23 protein-coding genes are annotated in these 25,218 nt (G+C 54.6%); 7 read left to right on the plus strand and 16 right to left on the minus strand.

Annotation, left to right across the window (positions count from 1 at the left end; translation table 11 throughout):
* Positions 1-10: 10 nt before the first annotated feature.
* On the minus strand, positions 11-727 hold the full coding sequence (locus tag ACT3R7_RS13235; protein ID WP_192536881.1) for a trimeric intracellular cation channel family protein: 717 nt from the start codon (positions 725-727) through the stop codon (positions 11-13).
* A gap of 215 nt (positions 728-942) precedes the next feature.
* On the opposite strand from ACT3R7_RS13235, the gene ACT3R7_RS13240 reads away from it, so the two are divergent.
* From ACT3R7_RS13240 to ACT3R7_RS13250, 3 genes are all read left to right on the plus strand, one after another.
* Positions 943-1,437 (plus strand): nodulation efficiency, NfeD-like protein, encoded by a 495-nt coding sequence (locus ACT3R7_RS13240; protein WP_192536880.1) that lies wholly within the window; start codon positions 943-945, stop codon positions 1,435-1,437.
* A 2-nt stretch (positions 1,438-1,439) separates the two neighbouring features.
* Entirely contained in the window at positions 1,440-2,498 is a 1,059-nt protein-coding gene (locus ACT3R7_RS13245; protein ID WP_192536879.1) for an SPFH domain-containing protein, read from the plus strand.
* A 384-nt stretch (positions 2,499-2,882) separates the two neighbouring features.
* Positions 2,883-4,733: a diguanylate cyclase gene (locus ACT3R7_RS13250; protein ID WP_441674939.1), complete on the plus strand. Its 1,851-nt coding sequence runs from the start codon at positions 2,883-2,885 to the stop codon at positions 4,731-4,733.
* A 17-nt stretch (positions 4,734-4,750) separates the two neighbouring features.
* On the opposite strand, the gene ACT3R7_RS13255 is transcribed toward ACT3R7_RS13250, so the two are convergent.
* From ACT3R7_RS13255 to ACT3R7_RS13275, 5 genes are all read right to left on the minus strand, one after another.
* The gene (locus ACT3R7_RS13255; protein WP_193091223.1) at positions 4,751-6,265 is read right to left on the minus strand and encodes a sodium:solute symporter family protein; all 1,515 of its coding nucleotides are present in this window, start codon (positions 6,263-6,265) and stop codon (positions 4,751-4,753) included.
* Entirely contained in the window at positions 6,258-6,485 is a 228-nt protein-coding gene (locus ACT3R7_RS13260; protein ID WP_193091222.1) for a hypothetical protein, read from the minus strand. The genes ACT3R7_RS13255 and ACT3R7_RS13260 overlap by 8 nt, the downstream gene beginning before the upstream one ends.
* Positions 6,486-6,562: 77 nt before the next feature.
* On the minus strand, positions 6,563-7,039 hold the full coding sequence (locus tag ACT3R7_RS13265) for a GNAT family N-acetyltransferase (RefSeq protein WP_193091221.1): 477 nt from the start codon (positions 7,037-7,039) through the stop codon (positions 6,563-6,565).
* A gap of 88 nt (positions 7,040-7,127) precedes the next feature.
* The gene (bluB, locus tag ACT3R7_RS13270; RefSeq protein ID WP_193091220.1) at positions 7,128-7,847 is read right to left on the minus strand and encodes a 5,6-dimethylbenzimidazole synthase; all 720 of its coding nucleotides are present in this window, start codon (positions 7,845-7,847) and stop codon (positions 7,128-7,130) included.
* Between the two features lie 27 nt (positions 7,848-7,874).
* Entirely contained in the window at positions 7,875-8,333 is a 459-nt protein-coding gene (locus ACT3R7_RS13275; protein ID WP_193091219.1) for a GNAT family N-acetyltransferase, read from the minus strand.
* A 259-nt stretch (positions 8,334-8,592) separates the two neighbouring features.
* Here ACT3R7_RS13275 and ACT3R7_RS13280 point away from each other — a divergent pair, with 259 nt between their 5' ends.
* From ACT3R7_RS13280 to ACT3R7_RS13290, 3 genes are read left to right on the plus strand one after another with little or no spacing between them, the layout of a single operon-like run.
* A complete protein-coding gene (locus ACT3R7_RS13280) occupies positions 8,593-10,824 on the plus strand; it encodes a TonB-dependent siderophore receptor (RefSeq protein ID WP_193091218.1) in 2,232 nt (743 codons plus the stop codon).
* An 11-nt stretch (positions 10,825-10,835) separates the two neighbouring features.
* Entirely contained in the window at positions 10,836-11,843 is a 1,008-nt protein-coding gene (locus ACT3R7_RS13285) for an alpha/beta hydrolase (RefSeq protein WP_193091217.1), read from the plus strand.
* 44 nt (positions 11,844-11,887) lie between these two features.
* A complete protein-coding gene (locus ACT3R7_RS13290) occupies positions 11,888-13,276 on the plus strand; it encodes an NHL repeat-containing protein (RefSeq protein ID WP_193091216.1) in 1,389 nt (462 codons plus the stop codon).
* A 71-nt stretch (positions 13,277-13,347) separates the two neighbouring features.
* Here ACT3R7_RS13290 and ACT3R7_RS13295 read toward each other — a convergent pair whose 3' ends face one another.
* Entirely contained in the window at positions 13,348-13,836 is a 489-nt protein-coding gene (locus tag ACT3R7_RS13295) for a MarR family winged helix-turn-helix transcriptional regulator (protein WP_193091215.1), read from the minus strand.
* A gap of 109 nt (positions 13,837-13,945) precedes the next feature.
* Between ACT3R7_RS13295 and ACT3R7_RS13300 the strand changes: the two genes are divergently transcribed.
* Positions 13,946-14,872, plus strand: coding sequence for a DMT family transporter (locus ACT3R7_RS13300; RefSeq protein WP_193091214.1), 927 nt, complete (start codon positions 13,946-13,948; stop codon positions 14,870-14,872).
* A gap of 53 nt (positions 14,873-14,925) precedes the next feature.
* Here ACT3R7_RS13300 and ACT3R7_RS13305 read toward each other — a convergent pair whose 3' ends face one another.
* From ACT3R7_RS13305 to ACT3R7_RS13345, 9 genes are all read right to left on the minus strand, one after another.
* Positions 14,926-15,351 carry a GNAT family N-acetyltransferase gene (locus ACT3R7_RS13305; protein WP_193091213.1) on the minus strand — a complete coding sequence of 142 codons (426 nt, stop codon included), beginning with the start codon at positions 15,349-15,351 and terminating at the stop codon, positions 14,926-14,928.
* A 528-nt stretch (positions 15,352-15,879) separates the two neighbouring features.
* Positions 15,880-17,256, minus strand: coding sequence for an N-succinylarginine dihydrolase (gene astB / locus ACT3R7_RS13310; protein ID WP_193091212.1), 1,377 nt, complete (start codon positions 17,254-17,256; stop codon positions 15,880-15,882).
* A complete protein-coding gene (gene astD / locus ACT3R7_RS13315; protein ID WP_193091211.1) occupies positions 17,253-18,725 on the minus strand; it encodes a succinylglutamate-semialdehyde dehydrogenase in 1,473 nt (490 codons plus the stop codon). Before astD ends, astB begins: the two co-directional genes overlap by 4 nt.
* A 17-nt stretch (positions 18,726-18,742) precedes the next feature.
* Complete coding sequence (gene astA, locus ACT3R7_RS13320; protein ID WP_193091210.1) at positions 18,743-19,771, minus strand: arginine N-succinyltransferase; 1,029 nt, start codon at positions 19,769-19,771, stop codon at positions 18,743-18,745.
* A complete protein-coding gene (locus tag ACT3R7_RS13325) occupies positions 19,771-20,853 on the minus strand; it encodes an arginine N-succinyltransferase (RefSeq protein WP_193091209.1) in 1,083 nt (360 codons plus the stop codon). Before ACT3R7_RS13325 ends, astA begins: the two co-directional genes overlap by 1 nt.
* A 38-nt stretch (positions 20,854-20,891) precedes the next feature.
* Positions 20,892-22,106, minus strand: a complete 1,215-nt coding sequence (locus tag ACT3R7_RS13330; RefSeq protein ID WP_193091208.1) for an aspartate aminotransferase family protein — start codon at positions 22,104-22,106, stop codon at positions 20,892-20,894.
* Between the two features lie 174 nt (positions 22,107-22,280).
* On the minus strand, positions 22,281-23,255 hold the full coding sequence (locus ACT3R7_RS13335) for a GlxA family transcriptional regulator (protein ID WP_192536862.1): 975 nt from the start codon (positions 23,253-23,255) through the stop codon (positions 22,281-22,283).
* A 199-nt stretch (positions 23,256-23,454) separates the two neighbouring features.
* Positions 23,455-24,276 (minus strand): PRC-barrel domain-containing protein, encoded by an 822-nt coding sequence (locus ACT3R7_RS13340; RefSeq protein WP_193091207.1) that lies wholly within the window; start codon positions 24,274-24,276, stop codon positions 23,455-23,457.
* Between the two features lie 195 nt (positions 24,277-24,471).
* The gene (locus tag ACT3R7_RS13345) at positions 24,472-25,008 is read right to left on the minus strand and encodes a hypothetical protein (RefSeq protein WP_193091206.1); all 537 of its coding nucleotides are present in this window, start codon (positions 25,006-25,008) and stop codon (positions 24,472-24,474) included.
* Positions 25,009-25,218 lie beyond the last annotated feature (210 nt).

A 25,218-nucleotide genomic window follows, 5' to 3' on the forward strand; every position in this document is an offset into this window, starting at 1 on the left:
CGTTATATAATTAGCGTTTTGTTTTACGCTCACGACGTATCATTCTCACCCGCTCTTTGGCTTTAGCTGGCGTCGAGAGCGGCACTGCCGATTGGGCCTCTTTGGGAGGTACCGTCACCCAGGCAAAGACCGGTAACGCCAGCTGCCAGTGAATCGCTGCCAACCGAAGACCCAGCGTAATTCCTAGCGCCATAGTAATACTTACGCTTAGCGGCGCATTTAGGGCTTGCAGGGTGGCATAGGCAATCCCGCCGGCCATAGCGGCAGTGGCATATATCTCTTCACGCAACACCATGGGTACGCGCTGGGCCAGCATGTCGCGAATCATGCCACCCGCCACACCTGTCATCATGCCCATCAAAACCGCCACCACGCCTGAGGTCCCAAGCAACAGCGCTTTATGCGTGCCGATGACCGTAAACAGGGCAAGGCCAAACGCATCGGCAATTGGCAGAAACCCCCGCGACAGACGATGAATATAATGAAAGCCGACCAGCGACACACTAACGGTTGCCAGAATGACCCATAAGTAAGTAGCGTCAGCGACCCAAAAGACGGGGCGTACCCCCAGCACTAAATCACGCAACGTACCGCCGCCAATGCCGGTGACGGCGGCAAGCACCAGCATGCCAAACGGGTCCATTTTGGACCGACACGCCAGAATCACGCCCGACAGCGCAAAGACAATCACCCCTGCCATATCTAGCCAGTACACCACACCTGTCACGCGATTCCCCTTTGTGCGCTATGGTTCTTAAAATCAGGTTCTTAAAATCAGGTTCTTAAAATCGAGTTCTTATAGCTAGGTTCTTAAAAGCAAGCTCATAAAGCAGGCAGAATAGCACTAAAGCGGTTTGCGTTTATCGCTTACTTAGATGCGAATTAAGCAGACTTAACGCAGTAGCTTAAGGTAGGCTGATGATAACTTTAAAAGGAGGCACTATGGATTGGAATCCTGCCTATACGTGGTTAGTGCTGGCGCTACTTCTCAGCTTGGGGGAGTTAACATCAGGCGCCATGGTACTGCTGGCGCTTGGCATCGCCGCCGCCTTGACTGCGGCCGTTACTGCGTTGGGATTATCGCTACCCTGGCAGCTTTTAAGCATGGGTATCTTTACCGGTGTTCTGGTGCCAATAGGTATTAGGGTGATCCGCCCACGTTTTTCCCCTCGCGGCGTTGCCTACGGCACCACCGGCACGGGGGTAGAAAAGGGCAATTACTACCATACGTTGCGCCGCGATTATGACGATGCAACCGGTATCAAAATTAACGGTGACTTTTACCGCTTGCGCGTCACCGATACGGGCACAACAGACCTGCCACCCGACACCTCCGTTATTTTTCAACGCTTTGAAGGTACCACAGCACTGGTTGCTCTCCCTTCGTCAGTACCCAATCCTTTGCAAGACGACACCACACTTCGTAAGGAACCTTGATAATGGATCTACCTATTAGCCCCGGTTTGTTAATAAGCCTGATTATTGTCGTTATCGGCATCGTGATCATTTCCAAAGGGCTGGTCATTGTTCGCCAATCTGAGGTCATGGTGGTTGAGCGCCTCGGCTCGTTTAATCGCGTACTCGAAAGCGGTATCAATATCATCGTGCCCTTTATCGAGCAACCCCGCGCCATCACTATGTTGCGCTATCGCAAAATGGGCGAAGAGTACCAGGCCATTACCACTGATGAGATTCGCATTGACCGCCGCGAGACGGTAATGGACTTCCCCGGCCAGCCGGTTGTCACTACCGACAATGTGACCGTACGTATCAATGGCGCGCTCTACTATCAGATCATCGATCCTAAGCGCGCTGTTTACGAAGTCGTCAATATGAGTCAGGCCGTCGAGGTTCTGGCCAAAACCACGCTGCGCTCGGTGGTTGGCAAAATGGAGCTGGATAAGCTGTTTGAGTCGCGCGCGGAAGTGAACAATGAAATTCAGGCCGCGATGGAAGAGCCTGCTTCTAAATGGGGCGTCAAGATATCTCGTGTAGAGGTACAGGATATCGCCATGCCCGAAGAGGTGGAAACGGCCATGCGCCTGCAAATGGCCGCCGAACGTAAACGCCGCGCGACGGTGACCGAGGCTGAGGGTGAAAAATCCGCGGCCATTGCCATGGCGCAGGGCCAGCGTGAATCGTCCATTCTTAACGCCCAGGGTGATAAGGAGTCGGCTATTCTGCGTGCTCAGGGCGAGCAGGAATCCATCAAGCTGGTACTTAACGCAATTGGTGACAGTGAAGAGAACAAGCGGACGGTCGTGGGCTATTTGCTGGGCCAGAGCTATATCAAAGGCCTGCCCAATATGGCAAAAGATGGCGAGCGGGTATTTGTACCTTATGAGTCCTCTGCACTGCTGGGTTCAATGGGTATGTTCCGCGAGCTGGCTGGCTCACCTGAAGATGCCGTGGGGGAACATCTTAAACATCGTGCAGGTAATGCCAGCGCATCCAACAGCTTTCGCAGTGGCGTGGTAGGCGGAGCCACCAATAGCTAAATAAAAAATCACTAATACAAAAATCGCTAATGCAAAATCATGCAACGCTAATTTAAACTAAATCAAACCGCGCCGGGTAATGATAAGCCCGGCTTTTTTTTGTAGTCAACGTGACATATAACTGCTTTACTTTACCCAATAAGAAAATATTGATACATACCTATCTAAACAGCCCGCAGGGAAACAAACTTCTTTTGCCGCGTGTAGGCGAAGTTTATCAGCTGGTTTTTAATCCGTCAGGGATCTCTTACCCTTGCTAAGCCAAGCATCATTAGCCGCTTTTATTCAGCGGATCATGGCTGGCCTGCCGGGTTTTAGCATCGTTACGAATTATCCAGTGATGATGCGTTTAACAGCCGCATAACAGCGACCAGGAACAGAACTTTGTTGTTGCGTGGGTATGGCATCTATAAAGCTATCCTGTGGGGCATTACACTTTGTATTGGAGTGCTGCTTTCGTGTGCCTTAAAGGCCGACACAGCGCCCCAACCTCTACATAGCTGGGAATATCATTGGGGCGACCTCCCTCTTGATACGCAAGGCACTCTTCAGCAAAACAATACAACGCCCGTCTGGCACGCCATTAGCTTTCCTGCCAACCCACCGGAACGAAATGGCCAGCAGCAAGTATGGTTTCGCGGTGTGTTACCGGAAGGTAACTGGAGTGATCCGGTACTTTATATCACCAGTATCGATCTGATTGGCCAGGTCTATCTGGATGATACGCTGATATATCAGTACGGCGAATTCGATGAACAGGGCCGTGGAGATTTTGCAGGCTGGCCCTGGCACATGGTCGACCTGCCTGAGGGATTTTCCGGCAAATCGCTTAATATACGAGTGTTCTCCTATTATACCAATATCGGCCTGTGGGGCGAAGTAAAGGTAATGGAGCGCCTTGATGTATTGAAAAGCATCATCCAAATGTCCGTTCAAGACCTTGCTGTTAGCGCTCTAGTGTTCGTTTTAGCATTTATAGCCAGCATATTCGCTCTAATGGGCCCCGAACGGCGCGGTTTTGCAGCTATCGCTCTGTTTGCCTACGCCTCAGGGCTGATGCTGATGGCTGAGGCGCCGGCTCGCCAGCTAATCATTGACAACGCCCTGGCGTGGGATACGTTACGTGCAGGCAGTTATTATACGTTACCGGTTGCCCTGGGGTTGCTGCTAAGCCACTGGTTTAACGGCACCACTAAACGCTGGCTGACACGGCTCTGGACGCTGCATTTAGCTTATCTCGCTATTTCAATCGGCTTGGTTCAGACAGGGGTGATCAGCCTGTCTCTCACGTTCCCTGCATTTGATGCGCTGCTAGTCGTCACACTGCCTGCCATGCTAATGCTTGCCCTGTTTCGGTTTCGCGAATTAAGTATCGAGCAACGCTTATTGGCGCTTAGCTTCACCTTTTTCATACCGCTGTTATTGGCTGATATGCTGGTAGCCCACGGCTTCGTTGCCTGGCGCCCTATCTCATTAAGTTACGGTACGTTGATTTTTTCGCTGGCTAACGCCGCCATCTTTCTGTGGCACTATCGTCATACACAGCAGCAAATGTCGCTTACTAACGAAACCCTTGAACATCAGGTGGCATCGCGAACAAAGGAGCTGGATCGCCTCGTTCAGGAATTAGAAAATCTGTCTTTTAAAGACTCCCTCACCAATCTATACAATCGACGTCATTTCGATACGGTGTTCGCACATGAGTGCCGACGCGCGCAGCAAAATACCAGCCAACTAACTCTATTGATGCTGGATATCGACCACTTCAAGCAGATCAACGATCACTTTGGTCATGATGCCGGTGATAGCGTGCTGGTGGCAATTGGTGCACTGCTGAGGCAACACTTTCGCGGTCTCGATATCGTTTGCCGATTTGGCGGTGAAGAATTTATTGCTCTGCTGCCAAGTACCTCAGTTAACGCTGCCGAAGCGTGCGCTAACGCGCTCTTGGAACAGGTATCCCAACTTTCTCTAACGCACCAGGGTACGTTATTAAGAAACGTGACGTTTTCCTGTGGAGTGGCAACCTATCCAGACCATACTCAGGATCCATTTAGGCTACTTAAACTGGCTGATGAGGCGCTATATCAGGCTAAAAACGGCGGCCGCAATCGCTGCATCGTGTGGGTCGAAGCGTCTCAACCACAGGAGTTTATGCTGGGCAGCCATAGCCCAGCAGGGGCTATCACCAGGCTATCGCCTAAGATGCATGAAACATCAGAACGTAAGCTATAAACACCGCCTACCCATACTTAACTCAACCGGCTGCCGCTACTGGTTTTTTCTTTGCCAAGACGGGTCAGCCCACGCGGCGCCGCAATGCGAAAGAAGCGCTCGATCACGTCGATATTAGTCGCCGGTGTCATTAACGAAACGCCAATGAACACGGGCAAGTTGATCATTAGCCCCCAGAAACCAGCATGCACACCCAACGGATGCGACCATAACGTGGTAAACGCCACGGTTACCAGAAAGCCTGACACAATGCCTGCCATAACGCCTAGGCGTGACGCGCGAGGCCAGAAGAACATGCCGATAAAGGCAGGCAGCACTTGCGATGCAAACCCCAATCCCACTAGTAAAATCATCACCAAACTACCCGGCTCGGCAATCGCCAAAGGCGCAATCACCAGCGCCATAATGGGCACGATCATGAGTCTGGCAAGCCTACCGGTTGTGGCGTCCGAAAGCTTTAACAGCGGCTGAATGACATCCTTGCTCAATGAAAGCGATACCGAATGTATGAACGGCTCGCTGGACGACATAGAAGCCGCCAAAGTGCCCGCCCCCAGCAATCCCACCAGTACCACCGGTAGATGCTGCATGGCATATTCAAGGGCTACGGTATCGGCTCGAACCAACTCGGGTAGCGAGAAAATACCGATAAAGCCCACCACCACCATAGGCAAGATCACCACGTAATACGTCGGCAGCCAAGTAGCGCTTCGCCGGATAGTACGCGCTGAAGATGCACTCATCCATTGAGTCCATACCGGGGGCATAAAGGAAAACATCGAGACAATAATCGAGGTCGTCCAAAAGCTGTAGGTCATGTCTTCACGGGCGCCTGGCAGCGTTAAAAACTCAGGATGCTCGGCTTGGATGCGCTCAAATACCCCCGCAAAACTTAGCCCGCCCGTCGCGCTATATACTGCCCACATGCCCACCGCCCAAGCGACAATCAGCATCAGCACGCCCTGGAACGCATTAGTACGCCCAATGGCTCGCTGCCCGCTGGCGTATAAATAGACGGCAATACTGGTCAATACCAGCACAACACCCAACCAGATCGGTATCAGCCCCCCGCTCATCACAAACAGGATGTAAGCCGAACCAATGGTTTGCAGTACCGCGTAGGCAACCGAGCCCACCGCCATGACCAGTGCCGCAAGCGCACCCAGCGCAGGGCTCTGATAGCGATCAGCAATAGCGCTTGCCTGGGTCACGTGGCCAAACTCGGCGCCAAACTGCCATACCTTCGGGCCAAAGTACCAGGCGATAAGTGCCAGATAGGCCAGGTAAGTGGCCACATAAAAGACCGCCACGCCTTTAGAATACGCCCAGCCCGGTGCACCCATAAAGGTGTAAGCGCTCACGCTACCCGCAGCAATCAGCAGATAGAGCATGACAGGGCCCATGCTGCGTCCGGCAACGCCCCACTCCTCCAGACTGTCCATATTGGCGCCTTTAATGCGGGCGCGTAAGCCAATCATCATGACGATGGCAACGTAAGCTAGCGTAATAAAAAGCGGCCAAACGCTATTCATGGTTGTCCCCCTCGACAATACGATTGCCTACTAACATAACCGCCACGCAGGCAAAAATAACCAGATAGCTCCAGACCACCATCAGGGGTAGGCCTAACACCAGGATTGACCGATTGACCCAGCCAATCACCGGCCAAGTGCCCATTACGATCAGTGCTACAAACGCGATGAATAAGCCCCAGCCCGCACGCGTGGTGGGCAATACCAATAAACGTCGCATAGTGGTTTCCTATTATTTAGCGAGCGGCAGATAGTCAGTATTGATAGCGTTACGCACATCCGTTAATTATCTGCCGTCTACATCTCAAACTGGCGTGACATCAACGTCACAGCTTCTCCCCGGTACTCAAGGCACTCGACCGGCTGCCAGCCCAGTCGCTGGTATAGCGCCTGCTGGTCCGGCGTGTAGAGGTAAAACCTGCGAATGTCATTTGCCTGTGCCTCGACTTCCACACGCTTTATCAGTGCGGAAGCAATCCCGCGCCCGCGTGACCCAGGCAGTACGAACACCGAAGCAAGCCAGGGAGTTAACTCAGAGCGAATGCTCATATCATCGGCAACCAGGCTGGCGGTACCTACCGGCATATCGCCTTGCATAGCAACAAAAATAGACGGCACGCCTACGGCACCGCACTCGGAAATGGTTTCTTCAATGGCGTCCTGAAGTGTCTTCTCTGGATTCAGGTGTCCCCAGGCCGTAAACATCCATTGCGTAACATCAAGGACATGCGGACTATCAGCGTTCAGGCGCTCAATGGTGATCGCATCGTGCATACGGTTTCCAGAATATTTAGCAAAAGCAGACATGGTAATGACATATATCGTCAATCACTAGAGAGGTGAACGTGCTCTTAACGCGACGTCAAACGCTTTTCCCGCCAGACTGCTCATTTAACGCCGCTTCAAGCAACTCATTAATAAGCGTCCCTCCCCAAGTATCGCCATGTACCAGCTCACTGAGTGGCAATCGCGAGCGCCAACCCTTGGTTTCAAGCTCAGGCTGATCCAGAAACTCGTTGACATAGCCAAGGCAAAGATACGCCACGGGATAAACATGCTCGGGCAGGTTGAGAGCTGCGCTCAACTGAGTTTGGTCAAGAACACTTACCCAACCTACCCCAACGCCTTCTGCCCGCGCCGCCAGCCACAGGTTCTGCACCGCCAGGCAAGTGCTGAACAGATCGGTCTCCATGATGCTGTCGCGCCCCAACACGTGAGGGCCACCACGGCTGCGATCGCAGGTAATACAGAGATTGAGCGGACTTTCCAGAATGCCCTGAAGCTTGAGGCCTTTATAAAGATTCTTGCGCTCACCGGTAAAGCGTTCGACAGCTTTTTCATTGGCCTGCTCAAATAGTGCCAAAATCGATGTCCTGACCTCACGACTTTCAATGACAATGAAATCCCATGGCTGCATGAATCCAACCGAAGGTGCGTGGTGCGCGGCCTGCAGTAGACGCGCCAGCACGTCAGCTGGAATCGGGTCGGGAAGAAACTGTGAGCGCACGTCACGACGCTCATAAATGGCGCGATAAAGCCCGTGGCGTTCACTCTCTGTAAAGGAGTCATCTGAGGCGGTCACGGGGGTCAACTCCAGTTGCGTTGTGGTTTAAGCGTGAGGGGCGGGTTTGACCATATCAATATGCGGTATGCCGTCTTCATCGTAGGGCTCACTCATGCGCTCGAACCCAAACGACTCGTAGAAAGCGTTCAAATAGACTTGTGCGCCAATCTTGATACCCAGGTCCGGATAGGTTTGCTCGGTAAAACGAATCGCCTCCGCCATCAGCTCGCGGCCATATTGACAGCCCCGGAAAGCGTTAAGGGTCATCACCCGGCCAATGGAAGGCTCGGCGAATTTATCCCCCGGCCCCACCACACGGATATACGCCGCCAGCTCCCCTTCAACCGTAGCGGTAAGATGCCAGGCTAGAGGATCCAATTCGTCTACTTCCTGGTAGGCACACTGTTGCTCTACCACAAACACCATTACACGCGCTTTGACGATCTCGTAAAACGCGCGGGTGCTCAGCTCATCAAAACGCGCCCAGTGAAAACATAGCGGCATACCGGCCTTCTCTCTTGAACAGGATGTCGTTTATTAAAAGCCGATTATACAGACAAGTAAGTGACGGGCTATCACAGCGAGGCAGATGAGCATCCCTTTCCGCAGCTACCTCCGGCAGTACTGGTCACGGCATTAGTAAATACTAATTCGATATTGAAAACGATTATCATTTAAATTAGCATTACATTTTGCGTTTAGCCGTCAACGTATTCGCTTTGCTTGCTTCAGCCAATATCCACGCTTTAGGGAGTTACCCTCAATGCCTCGCACTTTGTCGGCGCCATATGCGCTTTCTTCGCTTTCCCTTGCTGTTGCCCTGGCCCTTTCAAACCCGCTTTTCGCCCAGGAACACACTAGTGACGAAAAGGCATTCGACACGCTCTATGTGACCGCTGAAGCCATTGCAAGCCAGGCATTGGGAGCATCGACGATTACCGCCGACGATATCGAGCAACGCCCACCCGCCAACGACCTTTCCGAATTGATAAGAACCATGCCAGGGGTAAACCTAACCGGCAATACCGCCTCAGGCCAGTACGGCAACAACCGTCAAATCGATTTGCGCGGCATGGGGCCTGAAAACACTCTGGTACTGATCGACGGCAGGCCGGTCGGCTCGCGTAACTCAGTGCGCATGGGCCGCAGCGGTGAACGCAACACCCGTGGCGACACCAACTGGGTGCCCGCCGAGGCCGTCGAGCGCATCGAAGTGCTGCGCGGGCCAGCCGCTGCCCGCTATGGCTCTGGCGCCTCTGGCGGTGTTGTTAATATTATTACCAAGCAGCCCTCTGATACGTTCAGCGGTTCTGTAAATCTGTATGGGCGCCTACCGGAAGATAGTGCCGAAGGCGACACGCAGCGTGCGGGATTCGTTCTCACCGGGCCGCTGCTGGAGAACCTCTCGTTTCGACTTTATGGCAACGTCGCACGCACCGATGCCGACTCGCTGGATGTTAACGCTGACTTCGCCTCAACTCCGGATGCCACACCGCCAGCCGGACGCGAAGGCGTTCGAAATCGCGATATCAACGGCCTGCTACGCTGGGATGTGAACGACGCTAATGTGATCGAGCTTGAGGCTGGCACTAGCCGCCAGGGTAATATTTACGCAGGAGACCGCGCCGTTCGAGTCGATGGCACCGACCTGCTCACCGAGCTTGCCAATGGCGGCGCGGAAACCAACCGGATGTATCGCAATACCGTCTCACTCACCCACCGAGGTAACTGGGGCGAGAATACATCGCGCTTAACGCTCGGCTTTGAAGGCACCAATAATGCACGTTTGGACGAAGGCCTGGCCGGGGGCCCGGAAGGGAGTATCAGTAACGATCAGGATTGGTCGACCTCCAGGCTGCGCAATTACCGGCTCGATGGCGAGGTGAATCTTCCAACCCAGTTAGCCGGCAATGAACACGTCTGGACCGTGGGTTTCGAACATCAAGATAGTCGCCTTGAGGACGCGTACGCTGTTCAAGGCGCCGTCAACTGGGGCGATTCGGTGCCAGGAATCGACTCAAGCAATCAGGATGGCAAAGCAGACGCACAGACAACCGCCGTCTTTGTAGAAGACAATATCTACCTGGGCGAGCGCTGGATCGTAACGCCCGGTGTACGTCTGGATCACCATAGCCAGTTCGGCAATCACGTGAGCCCCAGCCTGAATACTCAGTTTCACGCCACGGATACCGTCACTTTGAAAGGCGGTATTGCGCGAGCCTTTAAAGCGCCCAATCTTTATCAGGCCAACGATAACTATCTCTATTATACCCGTGGTTATGGCTGCCCCTTTGGCTACACGGGCAACAGCGGCGGCGGGTGTTACGTTCAGGGCAACAGCGACCTTGACCCGGAAATCAGCTTGAACAAGGAGATCGGCATTGAGTGGGCCGATAACGGCTACCACACGTCACTGACCTACTTCCATAACGATTACGACAATCGTATTCAGGCAGGCCTGGATGAAGTGGGCCGAACGGTGTCCGACAATGGCGGTGTTTTCCAGTGGCAGAACGCTTCCAAGGCGGTGGTAAGCGGCCTGGAAGGCAACCTGCGGATCCCCTTGATAGGCGACAATGGCAACACGCTCAGTTGGAACAACAACTTTACCTATATGGTAGAGAATAAAAACAAGCAAACCGGCCAGCCGCTTTCCATTGTTCCCGAGTACACGCTCAATACCTCGTTTGACTGGTGGGCAACCGCCGACCTTTCCGTGCTTTTCAAGGGCACCTGGTATGGCAAACAGACGCCTCCGACGCGCAGCATCAGCGGGGCTCCGCAATCAGGTGAAGAGCTTAGCGTAAGGGGCCCCTACAGCGTTTGGGGGTTGAGCGCCCAATACTATCTGACCAATGACCTACGCCTGGGCGCAGGGGTTGAGAATCTATTCAACGAGCGCCTCTATCGTGAAAACACGGGCCTTGGCTCTGGTGCTGCCACCTATAACGAGCCGGGACGAGCCTACTTCATGTCGCTGAATATGGACTTCTAAACGGGCTGCGTATGCTGTTAACCCCTTACAAAACCTATCGCTTGCCGCACCTGTTAGGGGCGGCTCTTACCCTGGCGCTTACCTGTTTTGGGAGTACCGCTGCAGTGGCACAGCAACGTGAGCCTACCATGTCGCTAGCGCATACCGTGCTGGATGAATCGCTTGATGATTATCGTTTTGAGCGCTTTAGCGTTGCAAGCGCAGATGATGAACGCCACTGGCGCGTGACGCTCGCCATCCCGACGGGGGCTGCCCCCGAGGCCGGTTTTCCGGCGTTCTGGATGCTGGATGGCAACGCTGCCCTGATGGAGTTCGATACGGACCTGCTCAAAGAGCTTGCCTTGCAAACGACCCCGCCTGTCTTAGTATTTTTAGGCTACGCCAATGACCTGCGCATCGATCCGGCGCGCATGCGGGATTACACCTTTAGCGCTTTACCTGATGATAACGCCGAGACACCACCAGAGCGCCGAGGCGGCGGTGCGAATGCCTTTTTAGAGACGATTGAGCGCCAGATACGCCCGGAAATCGCCACGCGTGTCAAAACGGATACAACGCAGCAAACGCTGTGGGGCCATTCACTGGGTGGGCTTTTTGCACTGCATACACTGTATACCCGTACCGGCGCCTTCAGTACTTATGCCGCGGGCAGCCCTTCGCTCTGGTGGGCCGATGGCGCCCTGTTGGGCGAACCCGAGCGCCGGTTTACTGCTAACAACTCCGGTCGTCCAGCGCGTGTTCTGTTAAGCATGGGCGGCGGCGAACGCGCACGCGATACCCGCCACCGCGATATGAGTAACCCACGGGTGCAGGCACATCTGCGGCGCGTCGCGAGTGTTCCCACCGACTCAACCGAAAAGCTTGCCGAACGGCTTCAACAGGTTCACGGCATACAGGCCAGCTACCGCGAATTTCCAGAGTTAAGCCATGGCCTGACGTTTCGTGCATCGCTGATGGATGCACTTCATCAAGGGGTAGGCATACCGGATCACAGCAACACTCGCGGCACCATCCGATGACGATACGTCACCCTTTTTCACCCACGTTTAAAGGAGCAAACGCTATGCAACGCCTTTCCAATGGTTATCGCCTCAAGCCTTTAGCGGCCGTTATCATCGCTTTATGTACCCTGCCTTCAGTGGCATCGGCTCAAGTCTTTGACCAGCCTGACACCGATTTTAAGGGCAGCGTTTACGCCACAACGCCACTTATTCTTCCCGGCAGCGATGTTGAGTTTGTGGGTCGTGATTTCACCCCCGGCCAGACCGTGGAGCTTTCACGTGGCAATACGCCACTTAACGATACTGCTTACACCGCCGATGACGATGGCAGCTTCACCGCGACCATTACCCTGCCCGAAGACGCCGCTCCCGGCCGTCACCCGTTGGTGTTGATCGCCGAAAATCCCTATGCTGCCAGCATTGTCGATCTCAAAATCTCGCCGCCCATTGCGTTAAACGGCGATGACGCCTTTGATGTGATTGATACCGCCCTGCCTGCCGGTCTCTATCAAAGTGCCTATAGCGCTAAAAACAGTGCGCTGTTCGTCACCCGCGCAGTAGGACGCCCGCCGGTCACTCAGTCAGAACTACTTAAAGTCGATCCTGATACCCTTGAAGTAATTACTCGAGTGACGCCACACCAGGTGCCCGATTACGATGATGAACGCGTCTTTGCAGCGTATGGCGTGGGGGTGGATGATGCCAACGGCAACGTCTGGGTGACCAATACCCGCGAAAATACCGTTGCGGTCTATCGTCAGGACGACTTATCCCTGGTTAAACAGTTCGACGCCGGAACAGTGCCCCACTCTCGCGATGTAATTATCGATAGCCAGCGCGGCAAGGCGTATGTCTCGGCGACCGGTGAAAACTATCTATCGGTGTTCGACGCATCAACCCTTGAACCTCTCGGGCAGATCGAGATTTCATCGTCCGTACGCGGTGAGCAATTCACACCCATGAGCCTGGCGCTGGATGAAGCCTCTGGTCGTTTGTTTACCGTGAGCATCAGCACTCCCGAGGCGGTAGTCATCGATACCCAAAACGATAGTGTTGAAAAGGTGATTACGCTGACCAACGCCAACCGCGCCTCCGGCGTTGCTTTTGATGCGCAAAGTGAACAGTTGCTGGTGGCCTCGCAAGGCTCTGACAATCTGCTTTACGTGGATATCGCATCTGGCGATATCGTCCACGACGTACCGGTCGGCGCTGGCCCGCTCAATGTGGCGTTTGAAGCCGATAGTGGCTTGGCGTATGTGAGCAACCGCGCCTCCGGTACGCTCGCCATCCTCAACCGCGAGGGTGAACTTGTCGCCAATATCGACGGCGGCACTTACCCCAATCACGTTCACGCCGATGGCCAAGGCCACATATTCGCGGTCAATAAGGCCCGCGGCGAAAATGACTCTCGGGGCGACCACGTGCGGCGCATTCAAGCGATCAATGAGTAAACGATCGGAAAGTCTTTAACCAACGTCACCGGCCTGAGCCGGTGGCGTTATTCTAGTAGCTGCTCAGCGTCTCACTGCGTCTCAACGCTATGTAAAAACTGCTTAAGCAACGCATCAAGTTGCGTCCGCTGTTCATCGCTTAGGCCACTGACCAGCTCTGCCTGTGTCGCCACATGAGCAGCAACGACTTCGTCAATTAACGCAAATCCTTTACCCGATAGCGAAATCAGAAAGCCTCGCCCGTCGGCAGGGTTTTTGACACGCTCAATCAATTCTGCTTTTTCCAACTGCTGAAGCCGATGCGTCATGGTGCCGGATGTCACCATGGTGGAGGCCATTAAATCGCTGGGTGAAAGCGCATAAGGCGGGCCTTCGCGGCGCAGCGTGGCCAGTACATCAAAGCTTGAGTCGTTAAGGCCATACGCCGCCCAGGTCTGCTCCATGCGACGCATCAGGCTCTGGTGCAGCCGCTTAATCCGGCCCAGCGTGCCCATAGGGGCGACATCCAGGTCGGGGCGCTCTTTTTGCCACTGGGCGAGTATTTTATCGACGTGATCCATGGCGCTTATGCTTGCCGACTTTTAGCTTGACGTCAAGGTAAAAAGCCATATACCTTGATATCAAGGTATTTTAAAAATCGTCTTTAAGAGCAACTAAAAGAGCCACGCTATGCATTCATCCAAGACAAGAACAGGGGCACTTCCCAAACATACGCGGCTTGCCGCATTTATCTATCTTGTCACCGGTGGTGCGCTGCTTGGTCTCTCAACCAATCTGGCTAAACTGGCCGGTGAAGCGCAGCTGTCGCCACTCGCCTTCCTGTTTTGGTCGATTGCCGGCGCGGCTTTAATTCTGCTGGTGGTGGCAGCGCTACGCAGCAATTTGCCGCCTGTCACTGGCCGCACGCTTGAGTACTACCTTGTTTCGGCCTTTGTGGGTGTGGCGGGTTCTAACCTGATTTTCTTCTCGGCTATTCCGCATATCGGTGCAGGTTTTGTCGCCCTTGTGATTACATTGCCGCCGCTGCTTACCTACGTTGGCGCGCTGATATTAAAGCTGGAGCGTTTTCAGATGATGCGTGCAGTGGGTGTTATGTCCGCACTCGCGGGTGCCATCACCTTGGCGGCTCACAAGCTTTCCGCGCCTGATGCCGACTATGTGTGGATTTTGCTGGCGTTGGCGGGTCCGGTACTGTTGGCCATCGGCAATCTTTACCGCACACTGCGCTGGCCAGCGGGTGTGTCAGGCGAGGCGCTGGCGCCCGGTATGCTAGTCGCCGCGGCCACCCTGCTGTTCAGCGTCAGCCTGCTGCCGGGCTTTTCGCTTGAGGTTCCAACCGAGCAACGTCTTCCACTTCTGTTGATCGCCATTCAATCAGTGGTGTTTGCAGGCCAGTTTTTACTACTTTTTCTACTTCAAAAAACCGGTGGGCCAGTGCTGCTGAGCCTGCTGGGTTCCGTCGGGGCGGTGGTCGGCGTACCGGTTGCGATATGGCTACAAGGCGAAGCGGCGCCGGAGGGTTTGCTCCCCGGCGCGCTGCTGATAGGTGCGGGCATCGCCCTGCTTAATATAGGCAAAGCCAGAAAGCTTTCTTAGATAAACCAGGAAACAGTATTTTACAGCCGGGCATCGATAGAGGGGGACAGCATTCAGAAGATACGCCGCTGCATGTAATGAGTATTATCTTCCGTTTTACGAATATGAAAGCCCATGCGTTCGTAGAGCGCGACGGCAGGGTTGATGCAAAACACGCGAAGGCGCAGCGTGTCGATACCCAACTGTCGCGCCCTGTCTACCGTATAATGGATAGCTGCCGTACCAAGGCCTTGGCGCCGCCACTGCGGCGCAATTTGCAGCTCGCGAATATAGCAAGCCTCGGTATCCTGGTTGATACACAGCAAGCCCACCGGGTGCGCATTGATGACCAGCTGATAGCTTTCCAATGTGCGCCATTCGCTATCGAACAGGGCACTGTCCCAGTGCATATCCAACTGATCATAGTAGTCCGACATGTTCTGGCGGATCAGTTGCTCTGCGAAATCCTTATCGCTGGTTGGTAGAATGAGCGGCGTCATATTTACTCCCGGCGCTCCCTTCGGCACCTATTACGAAAGCACTTATTGGCTTTGGCTATTATTTCATACGGGCTGCACACGTAAATCCCAGACTCAAACAGCGCTTCGCGCTGCATCGCTAGCTGAAGCTGCTCCCACAGTAGGCAAACGCACCGGGATTGTGGGAGCTGAGTTCACTCGGCGATGGCGGTGCTAACCGCCCTTGAGTATTTGCTGCCACTAAATCCGGCAGCGCTTCGCGCTGCATCGCTAGCTGAAGCTGCTCCCACGATAAGCAAACGCATTGAAGTTGTGGGAGCTGCGTTCACTCGGCGATGGCGGTGCTAACCGCCCTTGAGTATTTGCTGCCACTAAATCCGGCAGCGCTTCGCGCTGCATCGCTAGCTGAAGCTGCTCCCACAGTAGCCAAACGCACCGGGGTTGTGGGAGCTGAGTTCACTCGGCGATGGCGGCGCTAGCCGCCCTTGGGCATGTGCCGCCACTAAATCCGGCAGCGCTTCGCTAGCTGACGCTGCTCCTACGATATTCCTAACCCAACTGAAACGGATAAACCGAGCCGACTTGCAGCAATTTTGTTAGCTCGTCCAACGCGGTGAGGGATTCTTCTGCAAGCTTCGGGTCGGCGAGGTCTTGTGTGGCGAGACGGTCGCGGTAGTGGCGGTTGACCCAGGCAGTGAGATCTTCATAAAGATCGTTGGTGAGCAGCACACGACCGGTGAGGGCTGCGCGCTCGGCTTCTGATAGAACGACCCGCAGGCGCAGGCAGGCGGGGCCGCCGCCGTTGCGCATGCTTTGCTTGACGTCTTTCACCACTACGTCACTGATCGGGTTATTGCCTGCCAGCAGGTAGTCTTGAACGGTGCGCCAGACCGCCTCACGCTCCTGGCATTCGCTGGGTACGACCAGTGTCATGGTGCCATCCGGGTTGGAAAGCAGCTGCGAGTTAAACAGGTACGACGCCACCGCGTCTTCCAGGCTTACCGCTTCAATCGGTACGCGAACGGGAATCAAGGGCGTCGTCATCTTGCGGCGCAGCTCGTCGAGCGTGCCCTCTTCGTCCAGGAAAGCCATTTCGTGATACAGCAGCACGGGGCCATTGCCCACGGCGATGACATCGTTATGGAACACGCCCGCATCAATAGCATCTGGATGCTGCTGGGCAAACACCGTTTGCGCTTCACTTAAACCATGCTGGCGGGCAATGGCTTGGCTAGCTTCTAACGTTTGGCGGGCGGGATAGCGCTTGGGTTCGCGCTCACCGCTACGCACGTCACCAAATGCCTGACGGCCATACACAAACAGATGCACGCCCGGCTCACCATACTCTCCACACAGGCGAGTATGATTGGCTGCCCCCTCATCGGAAAATGCAGGCGTGGCAGGCAGCACAGGATGATGGGCGAAGTGCTGCTCACTGTGAAAAATGGCTTGCAGCACGCGCCCCGTGGTTTGCGGCTCGAGAAAGCGGTGAAAGCTTGACTGCAGGTTGGCCGGGGTAAAGTGCACCCGGCGATCCGGCGCATCGATGCTGGGAGTAACGGTGCCCGCATTGGCCGTCCACATGCTGGAAGCCGAACACACGGCACGCAGCAGCTGCGGGGCATCGGCGGCGGCACGAGTAAGCACGGCATGATTGCTGCCGCTAAAACCCAAGTCGCGCAGCGCGCCGATATCCGGGCGCTGCTGGGGCGGCAAAACACCCTGGGCGTAGCCCGCCTCCATCAGCGACTTCATTTTTAAAAGCCCCTGCAGCGCGCCCTCTTTGGGATTGGAGACCAGGCCACCATGGCTCATGGAAGCCACATTCCCCACAGCCAGCCCCGAGTAGTTATGTGTCGGGCCTACCAAACCGTCGAAATTGACCTCGCGCACGCCATACGCGCTTCTGTTCGCCGCCCCGCTCATAGGCTGACTCCCGGCGGTAAGGTTTCGGGAATTTCCAGGCTATCGGCTTCCATGGAAGCCACCGGGTAGGCGCAGTAGTCCGCTGCATAGTAAGCGCTGGGACGATGGTTGCCACTGTCGCCGACACCGCCGAAAGGCGCATCCCCGGAGGCACCGGTGGTTTGGCGGTTCCAGTTCACGATCCCCGCGCGAATGCGCAGCAGGAAATCAGCCCAATCATCTTGATCACCGCCAATTAGCCCGGCCGAAAGCCCGTAGCGCGTATCGTTGGCAAGCTTGAGCGCTTCATCCCAATCGCTATAGCGATGAATTTTAAGCAGCGGGCCGAAGTACTCTTCATCAGGCACATCCAGACCGGTCATATCAATTAACGCCGGGCTGAGCAGGCTGGTGTCCTTTTTGAGGCGCTGCATGCGGTTGATCACCGTGCCGCCTAAAGCTTCCAACGATTCCTGAGCGTCCAACAAGCCATCCGCAGCGGCAACGCTGACCAAGCCGCCATAAAACGGCTCGGGATTATTTTCAAACGGTCCGGCCACATGCAGTTTGGCAATCGCTTCAGAGAGCGCTTCAATAAGCCGGTCGCCCTGCTCGCCTTGCGGGACAATAAGCCGACGCGCGCAGGTGCAGCGCTGGCCGCCGGAAAGATAAGCCGACTGCAAAATGGTGAGCACGGCCGCGCGTTCGTCGTCGATGTCCTTGACCACCAGTGGGTTATTACCGCCCAGCTCTAACGCCAGAATTTTATCCAGCTGGCCTGCAAACTGTTGCTGTAACATGCCGCCAACCTTGGCGCTGCCGGTAAACAGCAAGCCATCAATACCGGGATGCGCGGAAAGCGCCTGCCCCACCGGCACACCGCCCTGTACCAGGTTGATAATGCCCTCGGGCAGCCCGGCCTCAAGCCAGCACTGCAGGGTTAAATCGGCGGTCAGCGGTGTTTGATCACTGGGTTTGAAGACCACGGTATTGCCCGCCAGCAGAGCGGGCACCATATGACCATTGGGCAAGTGACCTGGGAAATTATACGGGCCAAATACGGCCATGACGCCATGAGGTCGATGACGCAGGACCGCTTTGGCGCTGCCTACCGATTTTTCACGCTCGCCGGTGCGTTCGGTGTAGGCTTTAATCGAAAGCGCTATCTTGCCAACCATTGCGCCTACTTCGGTGCGTGCTTCCCAAAGCGGTTTGCCGGTTTCACTGGCAATTGCTGTCGCTAACACTTCAGAGCGGCTTTTGACGACGTCGGCAAAGCGTTCAGCGAGGGCTTGGCGTTCGCTAAAGGGTAATTTTGCCCAGTCAGGAAAAGCGTTGCGTGCGGCTTTCACCGCACTCTCGACCTGAGTACGGCTGGCCGCCCCCCCTTGCCAGAGTAGCTCGCCTGACACAGGATCGTACTTATTTAGCGATTCTGCAGCGCCGTCCATCCAGACGCCGTTGATAAGCTGCTGCTGTTGGGCCTGCATCGTATTCTCCTCGTCTGTTAGGTTTCCAGAAGCCGAACGGTATCGCCTGAGGTAACCCCAAGACGCTGCGCTTCTGTGCTGCTTAAAACAATCGTGTCACGCGTGGGCGCACGGCCTATCCATGCGGCAGTAAAGGACTGCATGCTTGTGGTCGCGGCCAGCCAGCGGCTAACGCTCTCCTCAGAGGCATCAGCGGCTATTTCAACTTGATAAAGCTGTGAATTGCGCACAGCCCGCACGTCATCGATATAGGCTTCAACCGTCGGGCCGCCATCGAAAATATCGATGTAGCCTTCCCAGCGCAGCCCCTCTTTTTTGAGCATTTCAAGTGCGGGCCTTGTATGACGATGCACTTGGCCAATACACGCGCGCGCCTCCTCGGCCATAAAGGTGGTGTAAATGGGAAAGCGCGGCATCAATTCGCCGATAAAGCTTTTCTGCCCCAGCCCCGTGAGCCGGTCGGCTTCATTAAAGTCCATGGGGAAGAAATGCTTGCCCAGGCTTTCCCAGAAGGGACTACGGTTCTGCTCATCGAACACGCCACGCATTTCCGCGAGCACTTTTTCGGGGAAGCGGTCACGAAACTGAGCAATAAACAGCCAGCGGGCTTTGGAGAGCAGCGCACCGTTGCGCAGATGCTTGTTTGCCTCACCGCGGTATTCCGGGCGCAAAAACAGCGAGCAGACTTCGGCATCCCCGGTATGGTCAGAACTTAGAAACAGCGTATCGATGGTGCGGTGCAAATCCAGCTGTACCGATGAATGAGCCAGGGTGCCCAGCCGATAGTTATAGAAAGGCACTTCACGGCCTACCTGACCTTCAATCGCACAGCAGCCGGCCAGCTCGCCATTGTCTTCATCTTCCAATACGAAGAAGTAAAGCCGGTCGTTAACGGGCGTGCGCTCTTCGAATGCGCGAACGGAGGACTCAATTTTGCCGGCGAGAAACTCGCGATTGCTAGGCAACGAGGTAAACCCCACCCCCGCCTGCTGCGCAAGCGCCAGCAGCCCATCGGCGTCAGCCCGGGCAATCGGTCGAATGCGCATCATAGTTCTCCTTCATCAAAGGCATCCACCGCCGCGGGAAGCGTGAGCGGCGCGGCAAATACAGCCCGGCCTTCTTCCACGCCGAGACGTTTGGCATCCGCTTCTGAAAGCATCAGCTGGCCAGTGGGCGAAAGCGCGTAGCGCGTCACAATACAGCGGAAGTTATCCAGCGCCTGATTGGCAATCAAGGCAGGCTCTGCATCGGGCAAGGCGCTTTCCGGGCGAATTCGCACCGGATGCCAGGCGGCCCGGTAAAAGGTGGCGAGACGCTCACGCTCGGCTTTGACAATCGGGCCTGCATCGAAAATATCCACATGGCGCGAGCGCACAAACCCTTCCGCCAGCATTTCTTGCAAGGCGTCCTCGTGGGCGGGATGCTCCCGGCCAATCGCGGCCCGGGCTGGTGGAGTAAGCAGTGGCAGATACAGCGGAAACTGCGGCATTACCTCGGCAATAAAGCTTTTGGAGCGCACTCCCGCAATATGATTGATATCGTGAAAACTGCGGGCAAAAAAGTGATGGCCCACGCTTTCCCAAAAAGGTGATTCGTTCTGGGCATCCAGGTACCCGGGAAACGCCACGGCCAATATGCGCGAAAAACGCTCGGGGTACTGGGCAATAAACATCAGCCGGGCACGGCGAAGCAGGCTTTCCGCGCTGGTACCTTTATAGCGCGGATTTAACGAGTAGGCGCAAAGCAGCGTGGCGTCAGACACTTCATGGGAAAGCGCCAGGGTTTGTACTTCGCGGCGTACGTTTAGCTGCTGCGAGGCGTGGATCAGCGTTTCCTGACGATAGGTATAATAGGCTTCACTGGCGCCCGCCTGGGCACGAATGGTAGCGGTTCCGAGCACTTCCCCATTACCCGCTTTATCCACCTGCGCGCTGTTTTCCAGAACGAAGGTGTAGTGCTCGTTACCCGGAAATTCGATCTCGTCGTTAAACGACTCCAGGGAGCGCGTAATGCGCTCCTCCAGACGTTCACGATTAGCAGGTAAGTTGGTGAGCTTGGGAGTCGCGTGCTCTGCCAACATGACCAGCGCTTCTAAATCCGCCATTTTTACCGGACGAATGACCAGCATCTTTGACGCTCCCTCTCTCGATGTCGCCGTGGGCGAATTCATGCGTTGGCAACAAGACGCTCAATCGCACGCTCCAGGCGGGCCATGCCTTCAGCGATGTCTGCTTCTGGCACTACCAGTGAGGGCGCCAAGCGAAGCACGTTAGGGCCTGCGATCAGCGCCATTACGCCTTCTTCGATTGCCAGCGGCAGAATGTCCTTGGCACGGCCCTCATAGGCATCCGACATCTGGGCGCCCATCAGCAGCCCCATACCGCGAATCTCTTTAAATACGCCGTGCTTGCGATTAATGGTTTCCAGATGCTCACGGAAAAGATCATGGCGCTTTTGCACGCCTTCCAGCACGTCAGGCGTATCAATAAACTCCAGAGCAGCCAGCGCAATCGCTGAACCCAGGGCGTTACCGCCATAGGTAGAACCATGGGTTCCAAAGGCGAGGGATTTGGCGACGTTATCGGTTGCCAGCATTGCGCCGACGGGGAAGCCGCCACCCAGCGATTTGGCGCTGGTAAGAATATCCGGCGTCACGCCATAACGCTCGTAGGCATAAAGCGTACCGCAGCGGCCAACGCCGGTTTGAACCTCATCAAACACCAGCAGAGCATTGTGCTGATCGCACAGCTCGCGCAGGCCTTTCAAAAATTCTGGAGTGGCGGGCAAAATGCCGCCCTCGCCCTGCATGGGTTCGACCATCACCGCGCAGGTGTCATCGCCCATTAACGCACGCACACTTTCCAGATCATTAAACTCAGCGTGCAAAATGCCGCCAGGCACCGGGCCAAAACCCTGGGAATACTTGGGCTGGCCACCCACGCTCACGGTAAACAGCGTGCGGCCATGGAAAGACTGGTTGAATGAAATGATCTTGTCTTTCTGTTCACCATAATTATCTACAGCGTAACGGCGTGCCAGCTTAAGCGCCGCTTCGTTGGCTTCGCCGCCAGAAGAGCACAGGTACACCTTGTCGGCAAAAGTGCATTCGGCCAGCTTTTTGGCCAGCTTAAGCGCAGGCTCATTGGTATAGATATTGGAAAGGTGCCAGAGCTTTTCGCCCTGTTCTTTCAGCGCGTTAACCAATACAGGGTGGCAATGACCCAGCGAGTTCACCGCAATACCGCCCGCAAAGTCGATATATTCACGCCCCTGCTGATCCCATAATCGGCTACCTTCTCCGCGCACCGGGATAATCTGCTGCGGTGCATAGTTGGGGGTCATGTAGTGATCAAAATCCTGCCGAGTCGGGATCGTGCTCATGGGGCAAACTCTCCAATAGAAATAATCAGTCGAATCAGTATACGGGGCTAACGAGGTCGCCCGCTTTCAGTAATGGGACGGTAAATTATGAAAACCTGCACATACTTCAGGTTGTTTGTGATTAGGATGTCTGGCGTTATTTCAGTGCTGCAGATTGTGCGCTGTGAGCAAGCATTAGCCCAAACGCTCTTCCCGCGGGGTTAACCCAAAATGATTACGGTAAGCCGTTGAAAAATGTGCAGCCGAGGAAAACCCTGTCGCAAAGGCGATATCGCCTGCAGGGCGATCACTCTCGCGCAGCTGCTTACGCGCTTCCTGCAAGCGCAAGTTAAGGTAATAACGGCTGGGCACTGCCTGAAGGTGCTTTTTGAATAGCCGCTCAAGCTGGCGGCGAGAAATCCCTAAATGTTCCGAAAGCTCCAGAGTGGAAAGCGGCTCTTCAATATTGGCTTCCATCAGGGTAACCGCATCGACCAGGCTTTGTGGAGCATGGCCCAGGCGATGACGCAGCGGCACATGCTGGCGCTCATCGGCCATGCGAATACGCTCGCACATAAAGTGCTCAGATACCTGTTCAACCAAGTGGTCACTTTGCTGCTGGCGTACAACGGTCAACATCATATCCAGCGCGGCCGTGCCACTGGCACAGGTAAGCCGGTTGCGGTCGATTTCAAACAGCTGCTGTGAGAGCGTTACTTGAGGATAGGCTTGGGAAAATGCCGCAAAACGCTGCCAGGGCAAGGTCGCTCGGTAGCCTTCTAGCAACCCCGCACGCGCCAGTACCTCCGCCCCACCGGCCAAGCCTCCCAATAGTGTGCGCCCATGCTGCTGACGCAGCCATTCCACTAGGTTCGCCGGGAGTGCATAAGGTAGCGGAGAGGGAGCACAGATTAGAATCATATCCAAATTAGGCGGCGACTGCTTGAGAGTGTAGTCAGCATTGCAGGTGAGTTGGGCGCTGCTTCGTACAGGCTGCTCATCATTACTTAGCGTAAATACCTGATAAAGCACCTGCCCGCTCAATTGATTGGCCATAAGTAGTGGCTCAACGGCGCTGGCGTGCGAAAGCATTGAAAACCCAGGCAGCAGCAATACCCCTATGCGCTGGCGCGCAAATGTTAATGAGGAAGTTATGGGGTTGGGCTGCATGCCAAATCGCCGTCAGAAAATGAAGCACCATCTTACCCAATTGCACAGTTTTGGGCAGTGCCTATAGACCCTATATAGAAAAAGACGTCGCGATGCCGATGGTATAGTCACCCAGCAAGAATGAATATAAAAAAGGGCAAGGCGTAAACGCCTTGCCCTCCCAGCAGCATTCAGAAATGCTCGGCTGTTTTCAATCCTATTACTGCTGCTGTTGCGCTTCCGATAGAGTCATCTCGCTATCGACCTGCGTATAGCTGTCCTCATTGTAATCTTCAGAGGATTCTTCGATCTGATCGCTGCCATAATCGGTATTCATCACCAGTTGATCGTTCTCGAACTGCATTTCGTCAACAGGCAGAGCAATGTCTGTTGCACCAAAGCCCCAGATACCACCTACCGAGATAATGGCGTACAGGTCGCCTGAATCATTATGCTGAGCGATATGCTGAATATCACCAATCTCTTCGCCTTCCTGGTTAACGACGGCCATGCCCTCTAAGTCACTAACCTGTAAATTCATTAACGAATCGTTCTGGCCCTGGTTATCCTGATCGGCGCGCTGGCGTTCCTGCTCGTCGTCGTTATTAACGTCGACCTGAGCATCGTCAGCTTGCTCGACATTAACGTCAGGCTCGCCGCCTTGCTCAACGGTAACATTGGGCTCAGCCTCTTCAACCGTTACGTTCGGCTCGGGCTGTTCAATAGTCACTTCAGGTTCGGGCTGCTCAATCGTCACTTCGGGCTGAGACTGCTCTACTTTAATGTCAGGGGACTCTTGCTGCACCTTCACTTCTGCGGGTTCCTGGTCGACCTGAACATCCATGGTTTCATCGCTAGATTGGGCGTCAGCGTTTCGCTCACTTGCCGAACCTTGCTGTTGAGTTTGCGCCGTAGCATCTTGCTGTTGGGTCATGCGCTCAGAAGCATCCGTGTCATTCTGGTTATTATCCTGCGCGAGAACGCCACCTGATAGTCCTGTACAAATGGCGCCAATTACAATTGCTAGTGTTGTCCGTTTCATAATGTCTCTCCTTGGGTTGGCTTACACTTAAAAAGGCTAGTAGAGATAAGCGTTTTAGATCAAAGCTGAAGTGAAATTATGACAAAAGTTAATAATTATTAATTAACCATCTCTATATTTAAACGCATCCCTTAAAGAGTAAACGCTCTACCCCGCCTACTTAGGCGAAGTAGAGCGTTAAAATTACACTTTATATTATTGCGAGGCACTGTTGCCTGAACCGGTACCACCGCCTGTACCACCGGTACTACCTGTGCCTGATCCGCCTGTGTTACCGCCACCGGTACCACCCGTGCCTGTGCCGCCAGTGTCACCACCACCGGTACTCCCAGTACCTGTGCCACCGGTATCACCACTGCCCGGACTGCCTGCGTCTGCACCGCCAGCGCTATCTCCTCCAGTGCTGTCTCCTCCAGTGCTATCTGCACCCAGCTGATCTTGGGAACTTCTGGGCTCGCCTTGCTCTTCCTGACTATCAGGATTTTCTCTATCCTGCATATCCAGATCACCGTCGCCTAAATCGCGTTGTGGCCCCTGAGTACCGGTACGAGGCTCTGGATTACTTTGCCCTTGGCTATTGAGCGTATCAGTACTCTGTTGCTGACCTGCATCCTGGTTCTGGGTCATTTGACCACCGCTACTGGAACCAGACGTATCATTATTGGCTAAAACGCCTGCTGAGACGCCTGTACAGATCGCACCAATGGCAATGGCTAGAATTGTCCGCTTCATGTGATATCCTCCTTGGATTGCCTTACTCTTTAGAAGTTAGTTAATGAATGAGAGATAACACAGTCTGAAAACGGTCATTCTTAAAACTTGAATGAAAGTTAACAGCTAACTAGTTGATAGTTAAATCAGCTCATAAAAAACGCCTTATTTCATTCTATAAAGAATAAAATAAGGCGCCTTTATTAACCTGGGTTATTTATAAGCGACTAG

It is taken from the genome of Halomonas sp. AOP43-A1-21 (genome assembly GCF_052376775.1).
GTDB classification, from domain to species: domain Bacteria; phylum Pseudomonadota; class Gammaproteobacteria; order Pseudomonadales; family Halomonadaceae; genus Vreelandella; species Vreelandella colorata.